Below are 22,063 nucleotides of genomic sequence, written 5' to 3'. Positions count from 1 at the left end.
AGAACTTTAACTAATGCGACTGCCAAGGTTAATCTTTGTTTTATTCGCTTGATGATTAAGAGGCTTGCAGCACCTTCTTAGATATCAAACTTAGATGTCAAATGGGTTCTATAAATGAATGCCAAGAAACGCCAAGGTAAGCGCTCTAGTATCGGCAAGAAAATATAATTTTGACTTTGCGTTTCTTGGCGCTTACCTTAGCGTTACAAAATTACCTCTTTTCAATAACATTAGCCAAACTAGTGAGAAGGTAAATATCCTGAATCAACTTCTTCAGGAATCTGGTGACTAACCGTATCTGAATTTTGTTCAAGGATATGATGAATACCTTAGTGAATCAAACATTCTATTTCTGAGTGTTGCTCCAAGCAACAGTTGACATTTTGGTTTATTACTGATTCATGCTCCTCAATGACTGCGTAGTTATTAGAGGTTCAGCTGAGAACATAGACAATTAATTTTTGACGCAATTCAGGAATAGAGAAAGCTTTTTGATAGGGATGAGCGGTATAAGTCCCTAAAACTTTTTCAATTTCTTGAACTACCACTGGTAAGGTTAGATTGGCAATGGTTTTACTCATTCTCTAAACTCCTACAAATGAATAAAGGGGTTTTGTTCTCAAGTAAATTAAAATGGTATTTTCCAGAACAACCATGCAAGATGTGTTCTGGCTAGATTACCTAGCAGAAGCTTAAGTGCGATCGCTTACCCTAGACAAACCGTAATTGCCTTTATTGATGTTGCGTCTAATGGATAGGCATCGACTCCCTTACCCTCCAGTTTTGACACAATCATCAAAAAGATCACAAAACTTCACAAAAGTTATGTAACCTGTTACAAAGCATCAACTTCTTCTAGCTAAAAATTGTAAAGAAGCGAAGTTTTTTAGCTTAATTTAAGACTAATTCAAGCTAACACCTTGCAGAGTAGCGATATGCACACCTGTATTAGATATTCACAGGTTCCTGGTCGAATCTCCGCATTAACTCAACAAGAGCTTTTCTATCTGGCGGCTGTCCATCTTTGAGAAGTTCCGCCAAACCCTCGAAGTATTTCTCGCGAGATCCCGCCGGACAAAACATAATCAGCAGCTTCGCAGCTTGCGTTCCCCGGTTCGCGAAGGCGTGAGGCGTACCGCGAGGGACAAGCACAAACGCCCCCGCCTGACCTTGCACTGTCTGCTCCCCAACCAGAATTTCTACTTCGCCTTCTAAAACATAAAACATCTCCTCCATGTGGCGATGAAGATGTGGTTCGGGTGACGTTCCTCCAGGTGGTAGTGTCTGTTCAAACAGCCCCAAATGTCCGTCAGTATTTGTACCAACAGCTTTGAATGTCACTTGACTGTTGCCGATTGTGAGGTGGCTACCTTCTCCGGGCCCTAGGACAACCTCTTTGATAGGTAAAGACATCTGATTTTCCTCATTCATGAATCGTCGATATCATCAGCATAATCGGGTAAAAAACTAAGATTTAATTTGCCTAAAATTCTACAATTTGCCTAGTTTAAAACCCTCAAATGTCGTTGTGAAACCTTCACTTTCCGGCGACGCGCACATCAGCCCCACACTCACTGTTTCTATTTCAGTTAGGTACGCCATCCTGAGCATAGTGTACTGCTCGCCATCAAACGAATAATGCACCTCTACTGCTCCAGCTTTTCGCTTCACCCGTAGCCATATAGAGGCTGGGTTATGGGGCAAAGGTACCACAGACCAGTCGGAAAAATCTCGCGTGACAACAGCACTAACGTACTGTACGCCGTCCACAAATTCAACGCCACACTTTAACCAAGTGGTTTCATCCAAGCGAACCATGAGTCCGGCTTGGTCGTACAGGACTTGATACTGTCCGGTAACTTTGACTTGGGCGGTGAAATCTCCTGTGACTTGTTGGTAATAAAAGTTTCCATTGTCCCGGATAAAGCCGTAATGAGTCTTGCGCCAGAAATCTGTTTTGGCTCCTGAAGTAACGGTGACAATACCTTCTTGTTCATTCCATGATGGCGGTTCGTTGTACCATTTCATAGTTTCAATCTTTGTTTTGTTTCATTTTGTCAGATGCTGAATATAGAGAGTAGGCGGGTAAAATTGGCTAGTCTTGGGAATAGGCAATTTTAAGAAGGAATCTACGAGTATTAGTTATGAAATTTGTGTCAGATCCGCCCATCGCCGTCAAAATCCGCAAGATGAAGGAAAGGGTGCGGTGGCGAGATTCAAGTATTGTTGAGCGGGGAATCGATCAAACCCGGATGGTTTTAGACGATGGTGCGGACTCTCCAGAGTTCTCATTTTTGGTCGTGGGTGATAGCGGTTCTGGATCTCATCGGGGTCATAACCCGCAACGACAGATCGCAGAATTGATGGCGGAACATTGCCCTGAGAGCCGTTTCGTATTGCATACGGGCGACGTAATTTATCTGGTTGGCTCAAGCGAATTTTACCAGAAAAACTTTATTGAGCCTTACCGAGAGTTTCTGGTGGGCGGGGAGAAGCCAGAACAGATTGCTTATGACCAGATGGTTTTTAATATGCCATTTTTGCCCGTGCCTGGGAACCACGATTACTACGATCTGCCTCTTGTCTATGGATTGATTGCACAGACGACACTACCCCTGCGCCAGATGCTGAAGTCAAAATTGGATTTGGACGTTAGGTGGCACGGTTCGTATCAAGGTAATGCCTATGCACAGGCGTTCCTTGACTACTTGAAGGCGTTCAATAATCCGCAAGAGTTGCGCCGTCATTTGGATTGCCATTACACTGCCCAAACTGACACGGGGCGCTGTCTGCGTTATCAACCCGGAAGTTTTACCCGCTTACCTAATCGTTATTACACGTTCCGTAGTGGGGGGATTGATTTCTTCGCCCTTGACTCGAATACTTTTAACGATCCTGCGCCGCTTCCAGCGACAAAAGAGGGGAACGAGTATCGCCGCCAGTTGGAAAAGCGGCAAGATGAGTTGGAACAAGAAAAACAGCAAATCCTCGATACCATAGCTAATTTAAACCCTGAGCAACCGGACGATGCCGAACAGCTTGATGACTTGCACGCCAAGTTGGAGCAGGTTGACGAGGTAAAAATAGACATTGACAAACAATTAGCATCCAACCAAACAACGGTTACTGACTCCGAACAATTGGATTGGCTTAAGCAAAGATTGATTGAATCTTGGAATACAGCCGAGGTGCGCGGACGTGTGATTTATTTCCACCATCCCCCCTATGTTACGGAGGCGACGAAGTGGTATCAAGCGCAAACTTTGGCGATTCGCCATCGAATCCGCTTGGTACTTGATGGGGTGTTTGATGCAGTGGGAAAGCAGACAGAGGGTCGTCCGATTGTGGATCTGGTTTTGAATGGTCACGCTCACTGTTTGGAATATCTTCGCACGGGCGAGACGGGACACGCTGACTCTAACAGCAATTGGATTGTCTGTGGTGGTAGCGGTTATAGTCTCCGCCGCCAGAGGATTGAGGGGCCGGAATTGATGGAGACTTTTGGAGAGACTCGCCAAGTTGCGCGATCGCATCTTTTTGTCGGTCGCAATGGTCAAGGTTCGCAAAAGCGACGACCATACTCATTTTTGCGGATCGATGTCCTAGACGGTTGCCCACCTAAGTTTGTCGTCCGACCGTTTATCGCTGAGCGATTTAAGCGACAGTGGAACAATAGGAGCTTGGAACCTTTTGCGATTTGAAGTTTTGAAGCCTATATATTAGACCTCCTGCATGAATCATGAAGGATGTGCCAGTTCGTAGTTGAGCAAGCCAGCAATCAGATTTAAACGCAAACCGAAGCGTTGTCTGCGGTTGCGATAACAACCGGAAAAGATACGAAAAATCTTGAAGCGGCGAATGACGTGTTCGATTCGTACCCGCAGCCGCGCTAATGCAAGGGTTATGCTGCTTCTCTACCTTTGGCAGTGGTTGCTTACGGGGCTTCTTGGTGGGGATACAAGCTCCAGAATGACGCTGGGCAAATCCTTGATAACCTTGATCCGCTAAACACAATTGCGACTCAATAAAGGGTAATCGAGTTCGCTTAAGTAGTTTAAAATCATGGGTTTTGCCCGTGTCAACGGCTGTACAAATAATCTGTCCAGTTTCAAACTCCACCAACAGCTGTGCTTTCAGGGTATGGCACTTTTGCTTACCGGAGTAGTAGCGTTTCTGTTTTTTTTAGGGCGCTCAATCTCCATCTCGCCCACATCTACTACCATCACTTTCGACTCCCACCCCGGTTGGTAGAGCTGTCGCTGACTGGGCAATCGAAACTTACCGCACTTCACCAGCACGTTTTCCACCTTACGGACAATACGTCCTACTGTCGTTTCGTGCAACCCCCAACTTACCCCGATGTGAAACTGGCTGCGGTACTCACGCCAATATTCCAATGCCACGAGCAACTGATCTTCCACACTCAGCTTCGTCTGCCCACCGCGTTTTCCCCGGCGCTCAAGATGCGGACGCAACAACTCGACCATCTCGCAATATGTTTGACGGCTCACCCCAGACAATCGCTTAAACTCAGGATTTGATAGAGTTTCCAACTCGCTATCCCTCTTCTGTCACTTTCCGGAGAGAGAAAATAGGAAACAAGCAAAATTATCCAGAAGCGTAAAAGGGTTTAAATTGATTCATTGCATTAATTAAATGATTGAAACCCAAAAATAAATCGGAATTAGGAAAAATATTTAGCCAAGGATAAACTAACCAAAATAATAAGAGCGCTTGGACAATTAGACGAAGATTATTTAAAGTATTCTTCCATCCAGAATCATGATTCCATTGTTTATGATTAGAAAAATCGACCGAATTAGTTTGTTTGATTTTTGGGGTAATTTCACTCGATTGATTGACAGCTAAAAAAGCTGGGGAATTTAAGCTAATCATTGTGTAAACACAAAAAATAATCTCCCACCACCTCTCAATATGTTGGAAATTAGTAAATCGATAATCTGTCCAGCCTAATTCTTGCTTGCACTGCCGAAATCCATATTCTACCCATGTCCTTAATCCATATAGGTCACCTAAAGTTTTCTTGAGATTCCCTTGAAGATTCGTCATGACAAATGAAGTAGAATTTTCCGGCATTGTTTCTGGGTCAGTAGTTATTTCCCAGTACGTTATGGCTCTTCTTTTACCATAAACTATTTCTCGAATGTATCTGGTTTCTGATTTTTTATTACTAAATGTTCTCTCAAATTTGCACCACTTATTAGCTCTTACCCTCTGATTAGCTGGCAGCCAGACACCATGATTACTTCTAATTGCTACAACATACGCTAATTCAGATTCATTCAGTTTTTTAATAAATTCGCTACTTTCACCATATAAACTATCAGCTAGTACCCGTTCAATATTAAAGCCTTCATTAATTAATTCTGTAATAATTTCTGACGCTAACTCTATTTTGTTTTTATATTTATCTCCTTCTTTTAGCGTTCCCTTGGGTTTAAATATTTTTAAACTTAATGGAAATGTTATATTTTCATAAACTCCATAAGCGTTGACTGACACTATTCCATTATCTATTTTTCCGACACTCCCTAGATATTGTCTGGCTACATAATCTGTCTTTTTACCTTTCTTCCTATCTCCCGTTTCATCTATTACTACGGTTATCGCCTTTCCCTTTAAGGCTCTCTTTAACTTATTTAATCTTCGGCTTTTTAATTTCTTTACTGACCAATCTGAATAGGCAAGAAAATGATGTAATGACTGTGCCGAGTTTATACTTACTACTTTGGCTATTTCTGGTAATGATTTTCTTTTTATTTCTGATATTATTCCTAAATGTAAATACTTTAAGTATTCATAATTTCTGACTTCTTTGAACAGGTCTTTATACTCTGCACAATATTCATCTATTATTGCCACTGTTGGCTGGGCATCCCTTGGCAAATGTTTCCGGATTTGTAATTCTACATCCATTGCTCTATCTACCTTGTAGAGTTTTTTCTTTTCATTCTTCTACTTATAATACCCGGAGAGTGACAGAAGAGGGATATATCCCATGTCTGCATTTTCCAGCCAATTCCTCACTCGGACTCTACTCTACTTCGAGTCACTCTCGTCGTGAACTGTCACACTACATTACTATTCGTGCAGGAGGTCTATTGCTTTGTTGGAGAACCTACTTGCTTAACTCCCCGGAATCCCTATTGAGCCTTAAATTTTAATTAGGCTTTTGCAGGAGGATTTCGCTATATCCTGCGGATTAGCGCCGGGATGAATAGCAGGTGGTGACAATTCTATCTATGACCAATGCAATCAGCGAGGGAATATATAGATGAGGTTTTTGAGTATCCGGGGCCCAGGACTTTCTGCCTTTGCTGCGATTCTGGCACGAAAAAGCCAAAAAATTGCGATGTGGCAAAAAATCCGGATTGTCGAGGCTTATTCAACGGAAATTTATATTTCTTTCCAGCTGATTTAATCTCCTATGGGTTTGCCGCAAGCGATCGCTGATGACGAGTCCGGATTTGGCGGTCTTGCGACTTGTGTTGTCATCGTGTCTGTCGCTAGGCTAGATGTGGCTTTTGGCGTTACTCTCAGCTACAGGGGAGCGATCGCCTGCGTGACGATCTGCATTCGCGAATGCAAATGTGCAACAGAATGTCAACCAGGTTCGTCATCTCTGCAATAGTCAACAAATTACTCACTTTCTCCAAAATTATCTAGCTTTGTGCAAATATATTTAACGTAGCGTAGGCTTCTACCGTGCTACAAAAAAGGTGATTGTGCAATTATACCAATTCGCTTTTTCACCATTACACCCTTCTCCTTAGCGCCCAATTTACCCTTGGGATTAGGGGTATCTGAGGTGTATTATCACGAAAAAAATTGGTATTTGATGTACTAAAGAGTTTTTAGATAATATTGAAATCCGCAAACATCTTCTCAAAGCTGGAGTTTAAATTTGACACCGCAAAATCTAAATTTTTATGATCCTGATGAGCGTCCCTGGCCCAATCCTCGTCTCAATTGTGCCACCATAATTGGACATACTACCACCACCAGCGTCCGCCTGTGGTTCCGAGCTTCTGAACCTGGAAATTACTGGCTAGTTGTTTCTCCCCATCCCATACCAACTAACGGCATCCCGCAAATAATCACTGATGAAAATTCACTCCGGTTGCAATTAACTACCTTACATCTTAACCAAGACATTCCCACTGCTAAAATTGTCTCACTTCAACTAGAACAAGAGCATGACTTAACGGGTGTAGTAGACCTAGAAAATCTCCAACCCGACACCCGGTATTACTACGCCTTAATTCACCCCAACCGAGAAAAACCTTGGGAACTAGGAACTGAAAAAAAACTATCATTTCAAACATTCCCAGAACATCCCACAGAAGTCAACTTTGGGATGTACAGTTGCCATATGCCCTACGACGAACATAAGCTGATAAATCTGGAAATGTGGGAGACTTTTTATAAAAAGTTATCTGATGCTAACGCTCGTTTTATTATCGGTACTGGCGACCAAGTATATGTAGATGGAGAAGGTGCTAAACAATTAAATGTATGGGATTGGCTGAAAAAAGTAAAACAGCACAAACCCTCTCGAAATGACATGATTTCCTGGTATCGAGACATTTACCGGGGTTACTGGGGAATACCCGAAGTCCAGCAACTTTTTCAAAGTTTTCCCATGTATATGATTTGGGATGACCATGAAATCATGGATGGCTGGGGTTCTTATACGCGCAACGAATTAGCAGCGCAGTTAGACACCTCATGGCAATTGCGAAATACCAGCGAACATCTGCGACTGGTGAATGAAATGTTTCAAGCTGCAAAGCAAGTTTATTACGAATACGAACATTCTCATAACCCGCCTACCGACCCTAGCATTGACCAATTTGATTATCAGTTTAATTGCGGCTTTTCTACTTTTTATGTATTAGATATGAGGGCGCATCACGATTACAATCGTCAAGAATTTCGTCTTTTAGGTGTTGAACAATGGAATCGCTTTGAAACTTGGATAAATTCACACTATAACTCTGAATCACGCATCTTATTTATTGTGTCACCAGTGCCAGTAGTTCACTTTAATAGTTTTATAGTCAACAGCTTAGATATCCCTTATTGGAAATATACCGATGATTTTAGAGATCATTGGGAGCATGACTCTAACTGGACGGAACGGAATCTTTTTTTAGGGAAAGTGTTTGAATGGTCGCAAAAAACAAAGCAAATGGCGGTATTTTTAAGCGGTGATGTTCACATGGGCGCAGCTTTTAAGCTATCTCATGAACAATTTCCTGCTGCCAGAGTGTTTCAGCTTACCTCCAGTGGCATCGCCTATGCAGGTTTAGGCAAATTTGGTTTAAAAGTTTTAGAAAACCTGGTTAAAGATCAAGGTTGCCTTGGGGATAATAAAGACAATGTTCCCTATAAATTTCAGAATTTATATTTATGCCTAAGGAATAATTTCAGCATTATTCGCGTCAAACAAATGGCTGACGGTGAACTATCTGTTATCTACGATTTGTTTAGTAGTGATAAAGATAATGCAAAGATCGAAAACAAACGGATTGAGTTAATCTAAGTAGAATACATCAATCCTAAACAGGTAAAAATAGTCATCAATCTAAATCGATAATTCTTCAATGAAGCCGTATATCTGCTTAAATCTCCCTGTGCATCTGCTACCGGGGGAGGAGAATAAATTTTTTAGAAACCGTTTTTTAACTCTTTAAAAAGTCGGGAACACGTCTTTTATTTTTTAGGCTTTAGCGAAAATATCTTTATCTGCTACTTTCAAATCGCTAAGGCAAAGGTTAAACACCTATCAAGGCTAAGCTTGTATAGCTTTGGTGTGAGAGAGTTTAACCAGAATTGAGCAGTATCGCCAATCTGAAACGGCCTTTATAAACCAACTTGAAGACATTATGCAAAGCACAATTGCAAAACTGTTCGTGTGGTAAAAGCAGTCTCGCGGGGAATGTAGATACAGTCTATTGCAATTAAAAAGGCGCAAAGAAAATTAAATCAAGCGCATCAAAATAGCAATGCTATGAGTGCGTATAAATAAAATATTCCATAAGACAGATGAAGATTTGTTGGTTGCAGCTTATATACGAGCGCAATCAAATCAGGTAGACACATACTTGCTTTTTAAAGTTAGCTGTGACATACTCCAATTTAAGTTAAATACAGTATCTTGACCGGATTACCGTAGATTATGCTAAAAGACTCTCAAGGGCTTGAAGTGACTACCAACTCCCCGGATGCGATCGCAGCCATCAATCACTTTGTAGATCAGTCACTCAGCTACGGCAATGATGCGGAAGCAATCCTGCAAGGAATTGCCGCAGATCCAACCTGCGTTATCGCCAATGCTCATGCAGCAGCGCATTACCTCTCGCTGGAAAGTGCAGAAGCTAAAAATCAAGCAGCACCCTATCTGCAAGCAGCTAAAAAGTACCTCTCGCAGGCGAATGAGCGTGAGAAGCTTTATGTTTATGGGATTTCAGCTTGGGCTAGCGGGGATATAGATCGAGCGATCGCTTACCATGAGGAAATTGCCGAAAAGTTTCCCCGCGACATTGCTTCTGTTCAGAGAGGACAGTATCACTACTTCTATTTGGGAGACAAAGAAGGGCTGCTAAATATTGCTGAAAAAGTTTTTTTTAGCAATCGCGAAAATCATTATTTATACGGGATGATTGCCTTCGGTTTAGAACAGTGCCATCGCCTGAAAGAAGCTGAAGAATGGGGGCGAAAGGCGACAGAAATGAACCGTCACGATCCTTGGGCGCATCATGCAGTAGCTCATGTGATGGAAACGCAGGGGCGACTGGATGAAGGAATTGCTTGGATGGAAAACCTCTCTGATACCTGGGAGAACTGCAACTCACTTTTGTACACGCATAATTGGTGGCACATTGCCCTTTACTATCTAGAAAAAGAAGAAATAAAGAAAGTATTGAAACTCTACGATACTCACATTTGGGGTCGTGCCTGGAAAGAATCGTCAAAAGACCAAGTGGGTGCTATTTCGCTGCTGTTGCGGTTGGAATTAAGAGGAGTAGATGTGGGCGATCGCTGGCAAAATATTGCTCCTTACCTCGCCCCCAGAATTCACGAACACGCCTTACCTTTTCAAGATTTGCATTATGTTTACGCTTTAGCACGAGCAGGCCAAAATGACCAAGTGACCAAAATGCTCTTAAGTATGCAAGCTTACGCCAAAGCTGCTAAACCCTTTATAAAACGGACGTGGGATGAAGTAGTATTGCCAGCAGCGCGAGGCATGGTTGCTCATGCTAGAACAGATTGCCACAGAGCGATCGCGCAACTAGGATCAACTTTACCGCGCTTGTATGAAATTGGCGGCTCCCATGCTCAACGTGAACTATTTGAGCAAGTTTTTCTCGATGCGTGGCTGCGTACTGAGCAGAATCATGAGGCACTTCAGTTGGTGGAACAGCCCCTTGCAGCCTGTAATAATCTTCACTCAGATAAGCGTAAACTGACATTAAATGTCAACAATCTGGAGCTAACGATTAAGGTGGATCGCGCAGTACATCGCCCTGAAAAAGCATCACAGTCCTATTAATCTCTATTGGTTAGCGCTTACACTAAGCTAATAGAAATGTTAATAAATCTGAGTTGCTTAATCACGTAGTTAGAGTCTTGGCAATTACAAAATCTTTTCACTCTCTTGAGCCGATTATTTGGTAACCTGCGCGTACAGCAGCATCATAAATCCTGCCAATTGGAGCATAATCTTCCGACTGCACAGCAACGTAGGACTGTATTTGCGCCCGATTCATGGCAGATTGCAATTCTGTATCTGGCTGTAGTAGCGCAGATTCTAGCGCATTTATCAAAGCTGTACTCAGCCGCTGCGATACAACTACGGGAGGCATCGGACATGGCCCAATTGACTCGATTATCCGTAAATGATCGGACAATTCCGGCGAATCGCGCAGTTCTTGTTCTAACACAGTGCTGTCGATCGACGAACAATCAGCCAGTCCGTCAACAACTAATCGAATAGAACGTTGATGCGAACCAGATTGGATTACCTTGCCGAAAAAGCTACTATATCCACCCTGTAAAAGTCGATAGCGCAACAAGTTGTAGCCGCTGTTTGAACCCGGCTCGTTGTAGCACAATATTTTTCCTGCCAGATCCTCAAAACTTTTCAGGTTACTCTCAGCATTGACGATGATATCCGAGAAGTAAACTGCCTGATTTTGATAGCGGCTACCCCCCATCACTGGCGCAACTAAAGCCTTGAGTTGACCGGGAACGATGCTGTCAAGCTGCACAAAAGGCAAACCACAAATAAAAGCAATGTCCAGTTTATCTTGCAGCATCACCGGATCTGCAAGCGGATCGTACTCGCTTTGCACAATCTGCGATTCTACACCCAATACTCCCCCCAAATATGCCCCAACTGCTTCGTAGAACCAGAACATATTGGGAGCTAGGTAAGACACTAAGCTGAGTTTGTCTGGTTGGCTGGTTGATTTTCTGTCCAATTGAGGGATACTCCGGTTTTGGCTATTAAATCTACAGTTTGTCTATCGGAATATAGTATATTAGTAAAAATCTCTGAAATCCACCCCCACAACTCTCGGTTGGCTGTAATTTCAACATTGGATTACTCTAATGACCGCCTCTTTGCGTTTATTTTCTAGTCCTGCTCAACTCAAGCAACGAAAATTTGCTCGCCGCTCTCTACTGCCCTTAGAGCAGGATTATCTTTGGAAAATCGAGTCTGGGGTGGTTCGCACCTTAACCTGGCTCGAAGACGATACGCCCATCACTCTCGGTGTATGGGGGACAGGGGATATTGCTGGTAAGGTTTTATCAAAAGCTGAGGCTTATCAAATTGAATGTCTCACACTTGTAGAAGCAACCCTCTTGCCCGTTAACGATTGGCAACAAACTGCCCAGTTGACAATCCAGCACATCCAACAATTTCAAGAATTTATGGAAATTCTCCACAGTAAATCGGTGGATGCCGCACTTTTACGCCTTTTGAGTTGGCTGGCAAAAAAGTTTGGTCGTGAAATTGAGCAAGGACAACTGATCGATTTACGATTGACTCATCAGGAAATTGCTGAAATCATCGGTGCTACCAGAGTCACCGTGACGCGACTGCTGAATGAGTTTGAGAAGCGGGGTATTATTCAACGTTTGCCTCAGCACTTCATTCTTCTGCACGAGCAACAACCGTTCTGGCATTACGAAATCTAATCAGGAGCGTAGAAAAGGATTAAGTCATCTACCATGTTTACCTTTACAGCGGCTTGCAGTCGAATGAAGTACAGGCTATGTGGAGAGATACCCGACTTCTTGGAGAAGTCGGGTATCTGTCTACCTCACTCACAAGCGACAGTGCTTTATGCTGGTGATCATGTACTATCTCGCTTCTAGAATTTTAGATTTTGAAGTGATTTTTGGGGACATCGATTTTTTCCAAGAATTGCATAATTTTGAATGATAAATCTCAGACAGTTTAGATAAAAAGTTAGGGTGAGCAGTGACTAATACAGCTGCAAATACACACAGCAAAGGGCGACAGAATTCCTCGCGGGTGCGGGATCATTTGGCAAATGAGCGCACATACCTAGCATGGATGCGGACAGCGATCGCGCTGATGGGTTTTGGTGTTGTTATCGTGCGTCTACGCTACTTCCAACCTCCCCAAATACCTCATCTCGGCACTGGTTGGAAGTTGGGTTTAATCTTCTCCCTCGTGGGTTTGATGACAGTGTTACTCTCAACTTGGCACTATTTCACTATCCGCGATGCCATTGATGATGACACCTACGAACCGACAGGCCGTTGGGTAGTTGTGTTCAGCCTGGCGATTACACTTTTGGGTGCTGGGGTTATATATTTCGTTTTCACAGTTCCCTTTAACCCAACGAATTCTTTTACGCTTGAGTAATGGCAACAATTAGCTTTTCGCTTTTTATATAGCAATTCTATTTGATTTGTGAAAACTACCTTTTTTTGACGAACTGCTGAGGAGGCTCCAGAACACAGAAAAAAGAGAATTTCATAAATGGATTAGGATTTATATACTATTAAGCCTAGTTAATTTGGGAAAAATAATTTGTGGAGAATGGGTAATTGTTTGCAATTACCCATTTGCCGCGCTCCAACCTAATTCACAACTCAAATCGGATTGCTATATTTCGAGTGGGCGCGATCGCTGTCAATTCATGATTCCCAGTTTAGCGAACAGAGGCAGCCTCCAAGTGTTCTAGTTCTTGGAATAATGGCGTACTTAGGTAACGTTCGCCATAACTCGGTTGCACCATTACAATCAAACGGCCTTCATTCTCTACACGTCTTCCAATCTGAATTGCCGCACTTAAAGCTGCTCCTGTAGAGATACCTGAGAGCAACCCCTCTTCCCTAGCCAGCCGCCGACTGTAATACATCGCCTCCTCATCCGAGACGGTGACAATTTCATCAATCAGCTCTTTTCGCAGAACTTCCGGGATAAACCCAGCCCCAATTCCTTGAATCTTGTGACCTCCCGGCTTACCTCCAGAGAGAACGCGACTGGTGATTGGTTCCACAGCAACGGCCTGAAAACTCGGTTTTCGCTGTTTAATTACCTCAGCAACACCAGTAATTGTGCCACCAGTACCAACCCCAGATACCAGAATATCCACTTCACCATCAGTATCAGCCCAAATTTCCTCGGCTGTTGTTTCGGCGTGGATTTGGGGATTGGCTGGGTTGCGAAACTGTTGCGGCATATAAGAATTAGGTGTTGTCGCTGCAATTTCTTCGGCACGAGCGATCGCGCCCCTCATCCCTTCAGCTCCAGGTGTTAGTTCCAGTTTGGCACCATATGCTTTTAGCATTCTCTGCCGTTCCAGGCTCATCGTATCTGGCATTGCCAAAATCAAAGGGTAGCCTTTAGCCGCCGCCACCATCGCTAAGGCAATGCCAGTATTTCCTGAAGTTGGTTCAATTAAAACCGTTTTACCAGGTTGAATTAGCCCCGCTTCCTCAGCTTTTTGAATCATGCTTACACCGATGCGGTCTTTAACAGAACCCGCTGGGTTCATACTCTCCAGCTTCACGACGATTCTCGCTAGACACCCTTGTTCTTGGGGTAGTCGATTCAGCTGAACCAGAGGCGTATTCCCAACCAATTCCGTGACATTATTAGCAATTCGCATTTTCCACTCCTTAAAGCTTCATGTCCGATATCTGCCCTGAGTGCGATCGCAACCTCCGTAGTTTTCTGCACTACGATCTGCCAAAACTCGTGAGCCTATAAATAGCTTTTTTCCTTCACTACGGTTATCCGCTGTGCTTTATGTATTTTAACCTCAACAATATCCGGTTTCCCGATAGATTTTTAGGTCTTTACATATCTTTTTGCTCTTTAACCCTTATTGTGCGCGAGCTATAGACAAAAATGAATAAACTCCAGTAATCGTACCAGTTAGCCGTAGATTGTAAATATCTGAGAAGGTAATGGTGCCAATACGGTTCGGTTAAGTATGTTCATCCCTCGAAGATCCCCCCAACGGCCCCCTCTGTCTCGCCCGAAGATTTGGGGAATTCGCTACACCCGTTCTTTTGGGGGTTGCACAATTAAGCAAAAAGGATGCTAGTTGGCTCAATTCTGAGAGTCTGCCAGATATAGAAGTTTAAGTTATTTGGGTTTTGTTTGAGCGGATTCAATCTCTAGAGTAAGAAATTGAGAATCTGAAAGCGCCAAGAAGTGTATACAGTAGCATACCCTTAAAAAAGAGAGAGTATGTCTTATCAAAAGCCTCTAATCGACTCATTTTCGATGTGTTATATCACAAGGTTGCCTGGTGATCTCAATAGCGATCGCTCTTGTTTCTTAAATGCTGCAAAAAGTTCCGCATTCTGGAGAATAACTCCAGCTTGATTATTAAATATTTGCATATATTTTTGATCGCTCTCGTCAAAACTAGCCTGGAAATAATCGGGCGCTTCCCCTCCATCCGCCGGGTCATATTCGGGAAAATCGCCCAGTTTCCTTTTATTAACTAATTGAGTCACACCAATCAAATCACCATCGGGACTGAAGACTGGCATACATAATAAGCTACAAGTGCGATAACCCGTCTGATGATCGGTCTTTTTTGCTGTATCCGAATCCGGGCGAGAATATAAGTCGAAAGGAATATTCAAAGGCTCTCCGGATTCAGCAACTTTGCCAGCATAACCTTGTCCTACTTTTACTCGGAATTCCTTTACAGAACCATCGTCAAAAGGAATCTGCGTCCACAATTCACCAGCCTTTTGATCTAAAATCCACAAAGTACTACGGTCGGCATTCATCAGTTTCTTGGCTGCTTCCATGACCCGCTTGAGAATTTCTTCCAGCTCCAAACTGCTTTGATTCACAGAACGAGCTGCGGCCATTAGTGCGGCTGCCACTCGTTGTCCCCTAGCTGTTTTATGATAAGAGCGGAAGCTTTCTAAAATCATTTGAATCATCGGGGCATTTTCCGCAAATCGTTCTTCATCTGCTTCCGTAAAGCCCTGTTGATCGATTCTTTCTGCTAAGGATGCAGTCCGGTCGCCAAACCGCTTTAATTTGTTAAGTAACTGAATAACTGCGACTAAATTACCCTGCTCATTTAAGAGCGGCAACGCTAACATTGTATAAGTACGATAGCCATTTTTTTTGTCTTGCTCTTTGGCTGCATCAGAGCGAGGATCGTCATAGAAATCAAAGGGAATATTGATAACTTCTTTACGGGTTGCTACCTCGCCCACAATTCCTTTATTGGCAGGTATGCGAATTTCTAAAGAACCATCTCCATCTGCTTCGGCAATAATTGACCAGAATTCATTTTTATCTTCATCTAATAGAAAGATACTCGTGCGATCGGCACTCAAAGACTTGCCCGTTTTTAGAGTAATCGAACGCAAGGTGCTATCCAAAATATCATCGAAGCCCTGGTTATCCATGACACTATTTAGCATCGCCAGAGTTTGACTCACCACATTTTTTTGCTGAGATTCTGCCTCTTTTTTGACGCTGGCAAATTTCTGGGCGTTTTGCAGAGCAACCCCCGCTTGAGAGTTAAAAATCTGCATATATTTTTCACTATTTCCGTCAAAACTAGCCTTGAAGCATTCGGGGGCTTCAGGCCAATTATCCGGGTTATATTCTGGAAACACACCTAGTTTCTTTTTATTCACTAATTGGGTGACACCTAATAATTCCCCATCAGGACTGAAAACGGGCATACAGAGTAAACTACAAGTGCGATAACCCGTCTTTTGATCAGTTTTTTTGGCTGTTTCCGAATCAGGGTGATCGTACAGATCGAAGGGAAGATTTAAAGTTTCTCCCGATGCGGCAACTTTGCCAGCAAAACCTTGCCCTACTTTGACTCGCAATTCTTGAAAAGAACCGTCCTCAAAAAGAATTTTTGTCCATAGTTCATTTGCCTCTCGATCTATTAACCAAAGCGTGCTGCGGTCGGCATTCATCAGTTTTTTTGCCGCATCCATAACTCGACCCAGGACTTCTTCAGAATCGAGGCTGCTTTGAGAGAGCGATCGCGTTGCTTCTGTGAGTGCTTCTGAGGCTTGTAGCCTTTGGGCTAATTTGTAACAATACTGGCATCTTTCCAAAATTCGACGAATTGCCGGAGCATAGTCAGCAAACTGTTTTTGATCGGCTTCTGTGAAGCCGTATTTATCAATTCTTTCTGCTAAGCGAGCTTGCGGATTATTCGGCTGCTTTAACTTATTTAGTAATTGGACTACTGCAACTAAATCTCCCTGCTCATTTAATAATGGTAAAATTAACTCGTTGTAGGTGCGATATCCCTTATTGTTGTCTGGCTCGTCCGCTTCCAAATCAGCCGGCTCGTCGCAAAAGCTAAAGGGAGTGCTGACAAATTTTTTGAAATAAGTTAACCGTCCTTTCGTTTCTTTATTTGACAAAATTTGAAGTTCGGGATGATTTCCGTCTTCATGTCTAGCGATAATTGACCAAAGTTCACTTTTTTCTTCATCTATAAAGAAAATTGTTGTGCGATCTACGCTCAGTAGTTCGCCCATTTTAAAGGTAATAGAACCTAATATTTCTGAAAGAATATCATTAAATGTCTTGCCTTCCATCACGCTAAGCATAGATAGAAGTTTTTGTTCTTGCGTGGCAACAATTTGCATAAAGTCGGCGTGCATATCCGCTAATGCCTTGTTCACCCATCTCTCGTTAAAGACAGAGGCATAAATGCGGTTACAAACCTTTAACTTCCCTTGCCGCTTGACAATTGCTCCTGAGAGTAGCAATTCAATTTGTTCTGAACTTTGGTCAAATGCTAATTCATCTCGTTGCAAAATTAACTGATAGATATCCAGTAGCGCACGGCTTCGCTGTCCAATTCGGAGAATGCGATCGCGTATCGTCTTTAGATGCGGTGGTTCATCCATCGCTTCCCAACTCTCGATGATACGCGATCGCACTAATTTCTCAACCCAATCTGGAATTTCGTTAATGGGTAATAAGTTTTTCTCTGCTTGTTGGAGGACTAATTTGCAAAGTTTTTGGGTAAGAAAAGGCTGTCCTCCCGTCCAATCTAATACCGCTTTAAGCACTTCTTGAGGATTGCTAATTTTCCCTGCTAAACCCTCCGCTAAAAGCTGCGCTTCGTGTAATTGAAAACCATATAATTCAACCGCCCGACCGATATTAAAAGGAGTCCGGTTTTTGTCTTGCATCAAATCAGAGGGACTCGCCACCCCCAGTAAGGCAAAAGTTAGACGTTCGTATTCATTGCAGGCGCGGATAAACGCAAAAAAGTCATCAGTCTTAAAATTTAAGCTGAGAACGTTATCAATTTCGTCGATAAAAATAACAATTTTCTGGCTGACTGATGTTAGCAGCACTTGTTCGATAAATTCACTCAAGCGCTGCACCGGAGGAAGAAAAGCGCGATCGCGCAACCAACTCTGTAAGTTAATCTTGTCTGAAAGCTGGAAACTTGTCACCAAACGCCGCATCACCCCTGCATACCACTGATCCGGCGTAATATCTTGGCTACCAATTTTCGTCAAGTCTACTGCTGCACAGGCGAATCCTTCTGCTTGCAACTTGTGCATCGTTTGCACCCGCAAGCTAGTTTTCCCCATCTGCCGAGAATTCAGCACATAACAAAACTCCCCCGCCTTCAGTCCTTCATATAAGTCAAAATCTGCCTGTCGCACTACATAAGTGGGAGCATCAAGCGGTAAATGTCCACCCACTTTATAGTTATAGGCTGAATTTGGCTCTTGGGTCATAAGGGGTTCTGATTGGGTAGAAAACACCATGCTTCTGATAAATGAGTTTTTTGTGAGTAATTAATAACTTATCTATACTTTTAGCGAACAGTGCGATAGCGTTAGCCTCGCGCCGACCTGTCGCTTCGCTCACAATCTCCTCATCACCGTACCCCTTTCTTCTATATCACTTAAATAAATCGACTTTTCAATTGCTACGCGATATTTAGGACGAAGATAGGGTGCTATGGCAATGAAGATCGCGATAATTAACCGATGATGTACCTCAGCCCACAATTCAGGATTTTCTAAATATGGATCTACCCCTGGAAATGGAGAAGGCATTGTCTCACCTATAGTAATAATTTGGTCAAATTCGTTTTAATATCTAAAATTTTCCCAAGCGATCGCTAAAATATTGCCGATACAAATCGAAGCGCGGCGTGACATAATTTCCCTGCAACTGTACCAGTCCCATGCTGTGCAGTTTAAATGCTGGCACTGATTCTAATTCTACGGGTGTGTCCGCTGTCACTACTTTAGCGAAAGCAGCTGCTAACTCTGAATGTTGTTGCAGATTCCACAAATGTCTTCGCAAATGGTCATCGTAAAGTCCCGCCTCTGTCGGAGCAGTTTCCAAAAATTGCTCCAACGTAATCGTCTGTTGAGCGATATGATAAAGCGCCAATCTTACTAAATAAGGATGTCCACCTACTAACGTCATCAATTGCTCAACCTGCGTTGCATCCCAATTCAGCCCATGACGCTCAGTTAAATCTTGCACCTGTTCCGGGCTAAAATCTGGTAACTCAATCGGCAACCCTACATTAAACGGCGATTGATTGACATTAAGGGGGATATAAACTTCCGTTGAGTGTACCACCACCAGACGCAGTTGTTGCCAGCGATCGCTATCGCCACCACCATATCCAGCTTCCTCATACCAAGCACGTAGCAACCCAAAAAAATCATCGGCAATTTTCGGATATTGAAAAACCCGATCCACCTCATCCAAACCTAACACCAGTGGACTCTCGTTTCCTGACAACAAACAATCTTCAAAATAAGCAGTACAATTATCCTTACTGCCATAAGTATCAGACCAATAATCATCAACTTGATGCGGTAGCCGCAGCTTTCGAGAAATTCTCGCGCAAAACCACTTTAATAGTTGGTTCAAATTTGTAAAAACTGCCGTATCTGCGTGTTGAAAACTCAACGGAACTGTGCGATATCCCTGCTCTTGTGCCTGATACAAGATTCTCGCCATTAGGGAAGTTTTCCCCATCTGTCTCGGTGCTTTAATCCTAATCAGCGCCCCTGGTTGCAAAATTTCTTTGTAACATTGAGCTTCATAGGGAACTCGTTCCACATAAAAAGCCGAAGCCAAACGTACTTGACCGCTTGGTAACTCTGGTTCTGCTACTGGTAAAGGAGAGGGAATTTTGGATTTTGAAGCGATTTTTGGGGAGATTGATTCTTCCCAAAACATCGCGTTATTTTGGATTGTAGAGATGTTGTATGCAATGTCTCTATACTTTGCCAATCTCCCATCCCCCCAATCCCCCTTACTTGCTAAAAGGTTCAGGACTTCTTGCACAAGAGTTGCAGTATCAGCCGGGGATTCCCATTCAAGTTGCCCTATCCCCTGCAAATAGCCGCGTAAATCGTGGTTTAAAGACGAATTTAAGGGACAATTAACGCGAATAGGTAGCACAATTGGCTTATGGTGAATAAACCGCAACTCTTTAGCCAGTCGTAACTCTTCGAGTGCCATTTCACTAACCGCAGCTTGGGGAGAAAGTAGCAACAAAAAATAGTCGCAGTGTTGCAATTCGATATCAATGCGATCTAGCGAGTTTTCTGGTAAATCAGAGGACTTAGACAAATTATTTGCGTCTACAGTAGCCATAAATGCTGTGTGTCCAGCAGCATTTATAGCTTCATAAAACTGAGCCGCAAGGCTCCGCCCAGGCTCAACAGCAGAATAGGAAATAAAGACTCTTAAATTACACGCTGCTTCTTGTGGGGGTGATTTTTGGTCAAGAATTATTGGCGCTTCTGTAGATTGTGGCTGCTGCTTAATGGCGCGTTCTATCGCTCCTTTAAAGTTTTTTTTTGTAACCTTTTCATCTAAGGCATTTGACAGCTTTTTCCATAACTTATAGCCAACATCTTTTTCTATATACTGAGGGTGAAGAGGGTAAATATCTTCATAAGTTTTACCTTCCCAAGACCCTGTAAATACTTGCCGTTCGAGGTCATTTAGGTATTTTCCCGTAGTAGCACAAATTAAGCTATCTGTAAACTCTAATGCCTCTTTAACATCCATAGGTTGTGTAAATTTTTGTTTGAAAAAATCAAGTATTTTTTCAAAGTTTAACTAAGTAATAGTCTATATTATACAAAATGCAACTGTTCCAGTCTGTAGATGTTCCGTCTTGGAAGACAGGCAAAATGCTTGCCATGATTAGGATAGCAGGCAAGAGTATCGCTCCCCAGCCTGGAAGAAAAATCTCTTTTCTTCCTCTCTCCCTGTCTTTCTGTTTTCCCTGTACCCTATGTATCATACATTCCCGATAGAAGAGAGTTTTTACGGAGTTTTTCTGAGATTTCCTGGGGTTTTCGGCAGCTAGAAGGGCATATTAGAGAGCGATCGCGTACTTTGCACATAAGAATACGCGATCGCGCATGGTTACTTGTCGTCAGCTCAACCTAGAAAAAATACTCAAAATTTATGAGCTTTCCTGGTTGCTATCTAATGAAACATAAGTGAAACTACTGATATAAGTTTCTAATTCACCCGGTTTTACTTTTAGAAATAATACATAATTAATATAATGTATTTATCCAAATAATTATGATTATCAAATTAGAATTGTCACAACTGACTTCATTAATTTAATTTATTACTTCGCAGAATTTTTGTCAGGGGAATAGAGATGTTTAATCCCACCACAGTGATGATTGATACCTTCGTTGAATGCCTGCGAGCTGGCTACCGCCGCACTTACGGCGGACTCAAACCAGACTACGCCGACATCATCGCGTGGGCTGGAAACATGGCGCTGGAAAACATTGCCAACAGCGATGCCCTTTATCACAACGTCGAACACACAATTTACGTCACATTAGTGGGACAGGAAATTTTGCGGGGGAAGCAAATTCGCGAAGGTAGAGTGTACTGCGAAGATTGGTTGCACGCCATCATTTCTTTGTTGTGCCACGATATCGGGTACGTTAAAGGCGTTTGTCTGGCAGACCGAAACAGTGAAAGACTGTATGCCACAGGTGTAAACGGTACAATGGTTTCCCTACCTCCAGGTTTAACCGATGCCAGCCTCACACCTTACCATGTGGATCGGGGAAAACAGTTTATTGAAGAGCGCTTTGGCGGTCACAAACTAATTGATGCCGAAGTGATTAAGCGCAATATCGAATTAACCCGTTTTCCTGTGCCAGCAGACGAAGATCATCAAGACACAACAAACTTTCCTGGATTAATTCGCGCCGCCGATTTAATCGGGCAAATGAGCGATCCGCGCTACTTGCAAAAAATTAGTGCCTTGTTCTACGAATTTGAAGAAACAGGAGTGAACAAAGACTTAGGCTACCGCAACCCAGGCGACTTGCGGAGAAACTACCCAAAGTTTTATTGGAATGTTGTTTTTCCCTACATTCAAACAGGGTTGGATTTCTTGGACGTGACGCAAGAGGGAAAGCAGATTTTGGCGAACCTCTACGCGAACGTGTTTCGGGTCGAGTACGAATCCCCCGTAGCTCACAAGCGTTAAGCGAT

Annotated in this window: 16 protein-coding genes and 2 pseudogenes; 8 read left to right on the top strand and 10 right to left on the bottom strand. The window is 43.0% G+C overall.

What is annotated here, in order from left to right:
- Positions 1–434: 434 nt before the first annotated feature.
- The 3 genes from H6F66_RS27525 to H6F66_RS04110 form a co-directional block, all read right to left on the bottom strand.
- Positions 435–581 (bottom strand): hypothetical protein, encoded by a 147-nt coding sequence (locus H6F66_RS27525; RefSeq protein WP_199295155.1) that lies wholly within the window; start codon positions 579–581, stop codon positions 435–437.
- A 367-nt stretch (positions 582–948) separates the two neighbouring features.
- A complete protein-coding gene (locus H6F66_RS04115) occupies positions 949–1,413 on the bottom strand; it encodes a cupin domain-containing protein (protein ID WP_190418474.1) in 465 nt (154 codons plus the stop codon).
- A 78-nt stretch (positions 1,414–1,491) separates the two neighbouring features.
- On the bottom strand, positions 1,492–2,028 hold the full coding sequence (locus H6F66_RS04110) for a DUF1349 domain-containing protein (protein ID WP_190418472.1): 537 nt from the start codon (positions 2,026–2,028) through the stop codon (positions 1,492–1,494).
- A 116-nt stretch (positions 2,029–2,144) separates the two neighbouring features.
- Here H6F66_RS04110 and H6F66_RS04105 point away from each other — a divergent pair, with 116 nt between their 5' ends.
- Positions 2,145–3,701: a metallophosphoesterase gene (locus H6F66_RS04105; protein WP_190418470.1), complete on the top strand. Its 1,557-nt coding sequence runs from the start codon at positions 2,145–2,147 to the stop codon at positions 3,699–3,701.
- 36 nt (positions 3,702–3,737) lie between these two features.
- On the opposite strand, the pseudogene H6F66_RS29195 reads toward H6F66_RS04105, so the two are convergent.
- Together H6F66_RS29195 and H6F66_RS04095 are read right to left on the bottom strand one after the other, a co-directional pair.
- Positions 3,738–4,553 (bottom strand): annotated as a pseudogene (locus tag H6F66_RS29195) (IS5 family transposase).
- Positions 4,554–4,608: 55 nt separating this feature from the next.
- The gene (locus H6F66_RS04095; protein ID WP_190418468.1) at positions 4,609–5,937 is read right to left on the bottom strand and encodes an IS701 family transposase; all 1,329 of its coding nucleotides are present in this window, start codon (positions 5,935–5,937) and stop codon (positions 4,609–4,611) included.
- Between the two features lie 358 nt (positions 5,938–6,295).
- Between H6F66_RS04095 and H6F66_RS04090 the strand changes: the two genes are divergently transcribed.
- The 4 genes from H6F66_RS04090 (at position 6,296) to H6F66_RS04075 (ending at position 10,579) form a co-directional block, all read left to right on the top strand.
- Entirely contained in the window at positions 6,296–6,442 is a 147-nt protein-coding gene (locus tag H6F66_RS04090) for a hypothetical protein (RefSeq protein WP_190418466.1), read from the top strand.
- Between the two features lie 6 nt (positions 6,443–6,448).
- Positions 6,449–6,652 (top strand): hypothetical protein, encoded by a 204-nt coding sequence (locus tag H6F66_RS04085; RefSeq protein WP_190418464.1) that lies wholly within the window; start codon positions 6,449–6,451, stop codon positions 6,650–6,652.
- Between the two features lie 273 nt (positions 6,653–6,925).
- Positions 6,926–8,566 (top strand): alkaline phosphatase D family protein, encoded by a 1,641-nt coding sequence (locus tag H6F66_RS04080; RefSeq protein WP_190418462.1) that lies wholly within the window; start codon positions 6,926–6,928, stop codon positions 8,564–8,566.
- 636 nt (positions 8,567–9,202) lie between these two features.
- Complete coding sequence (locus H6F66_RS04075) at positions 9,203–10,579, top strand: tetratricopeptide repeat protein (RefSeq protein WP_199295154.1); 1,377 nt, start codon at positions 9,203–9,205, stop codon at positions 10,577–10,579.
- A gap of 97 nt (positions 10,580–10,676) precedes the next feature.
- On the opposite strand, the gene H6F66_RS04070 is transcribed toward H6F66_RS04075, so the two are convergent.
- A complete protein-coding gene (locus tag H6F66_RS04070; protein ID WP_242019137.1) occupies positions 10,677–11,510 on the bottom strand; it encodes a PhnD/SsuA/transferrin family substrate-binding protein in 834 nt (277 codons plus the stop codon).
- Between the two features lie 130 nt (positions 11,511–11,640).
- On the opposite strand from H6F66_RS04070, the gene H6F66_RS04065 reads away from it, so the two are divergent.
- Both H6F66_RS04065 and H6F66_RS04060 read left to right on the top strand, forming a co-directional pair.
- Positions 11,641–12,231: a Crp/Fnr family transcriptional regulator gene (locus tag H6F66_RS04065; protein WP_190418460.1), complete on the top strand. Its 591-nt coding sequence runs from the start codon at positions 11,641–11,643 to the stop codon at positions 12,229–12,231.
- Positions 12,232–12,517: 286 nt separating this feature from the next.
- Positions 12,518–12,928, top strand: coding sequence for a DUF202 domain-containing protein (locus H6F66_RS04060; protein ID WP_347269335.1), 411 nt, complete (start codon positions 12,518–12,520; stop codon positions 12,926–12,928).
- A gap of 289 nt (positions 12,929–13,217) precedes the next feature.
- Here the strand turns inward: H6F66_RS04060 and cysK are convergent, their stop codons facing one another.
- From cysK to H6F66_RS04040, 4 genes and pseudogenes are all read right to left on the bottom strand, one after another.
- Positions 13,218–14,180 carry a cysteine synthase A gene (gene cysK, locus H6F66_RS04055; RefSeq protein ID WP_190418458.1) on the bottom strand — a complete coding sequence of 321 codons (963 nt, stop codon included), beginning with the start codon at positions 14,178–14,180 and terminating at the stop codon, positions 13,218–13,220.
- A gap of 628 nt (positions 14,181–14,808) precedes the next feature.
- Positions 14,809–18,285 (bottom strand): GAF domain-containing protein, encoded by a 3,477-nt coding sequence (locus tag H6F66_RS04050; RefSeq protein WP_190418455.1) that lies wholly within the window; start codon positions 18,283–18,285, stop codon positions 14,809–14,811.
- A 156-nt stretch (positions 18,286–18,441) separates the two neighbouring features.
- A pseudogene (locus H6F66_RS04045) lies at positions 18,442–18,609 on the bottom strand (DUF4058 family protein); the annotation flags it as partial.
- Positions 18,610–18,652: 43 nt separating this feature from the next.
- On the bottom strand, positions 18,653–20,596 hold the full coding sequence (locus tag H6F66_RS04040) for an AAA-like domain-containing protein (protein WP_190418451.1): 1,944 nt from the start codon (positions 20,594–20,596) through the stop codon (positions 18,653–18,655).
- Between the two features lie 610 nt (positions 20,597–21,206).
- On the opposite strand from H6F66_RS04040, the gene H6F66_RS04035 reads away from it, so the two are divergent.
- Complete coding sequence (locus tag H6F66_RS04035; RefSeq protein ID WP_190418448.1) at positions 21,207–22,058, top strand: Npun_R2479 family HD domain-containing metalloprotein; 852 nt, start codon at positions 21,207–21,209, stop codon at positions 22,056–22,058.
- Positions 22,059–22,063: the final 5 nt, after the last annotated feature.

The organism is Trichocoleus sp. FACHB-6, from assembly GCF_014695815.1.
Classification (GTDB): Bacteria; Cyanobacteriota; Cyanobacteriia; order Cyanobacteriales; family FACHB-T130; genus Funiculus; species Funiculus sociatus.
Note: the sequence above shows the minus strand (reverse complement) of the source record. Positions and strands in the feature narration are given on the sequence as shown.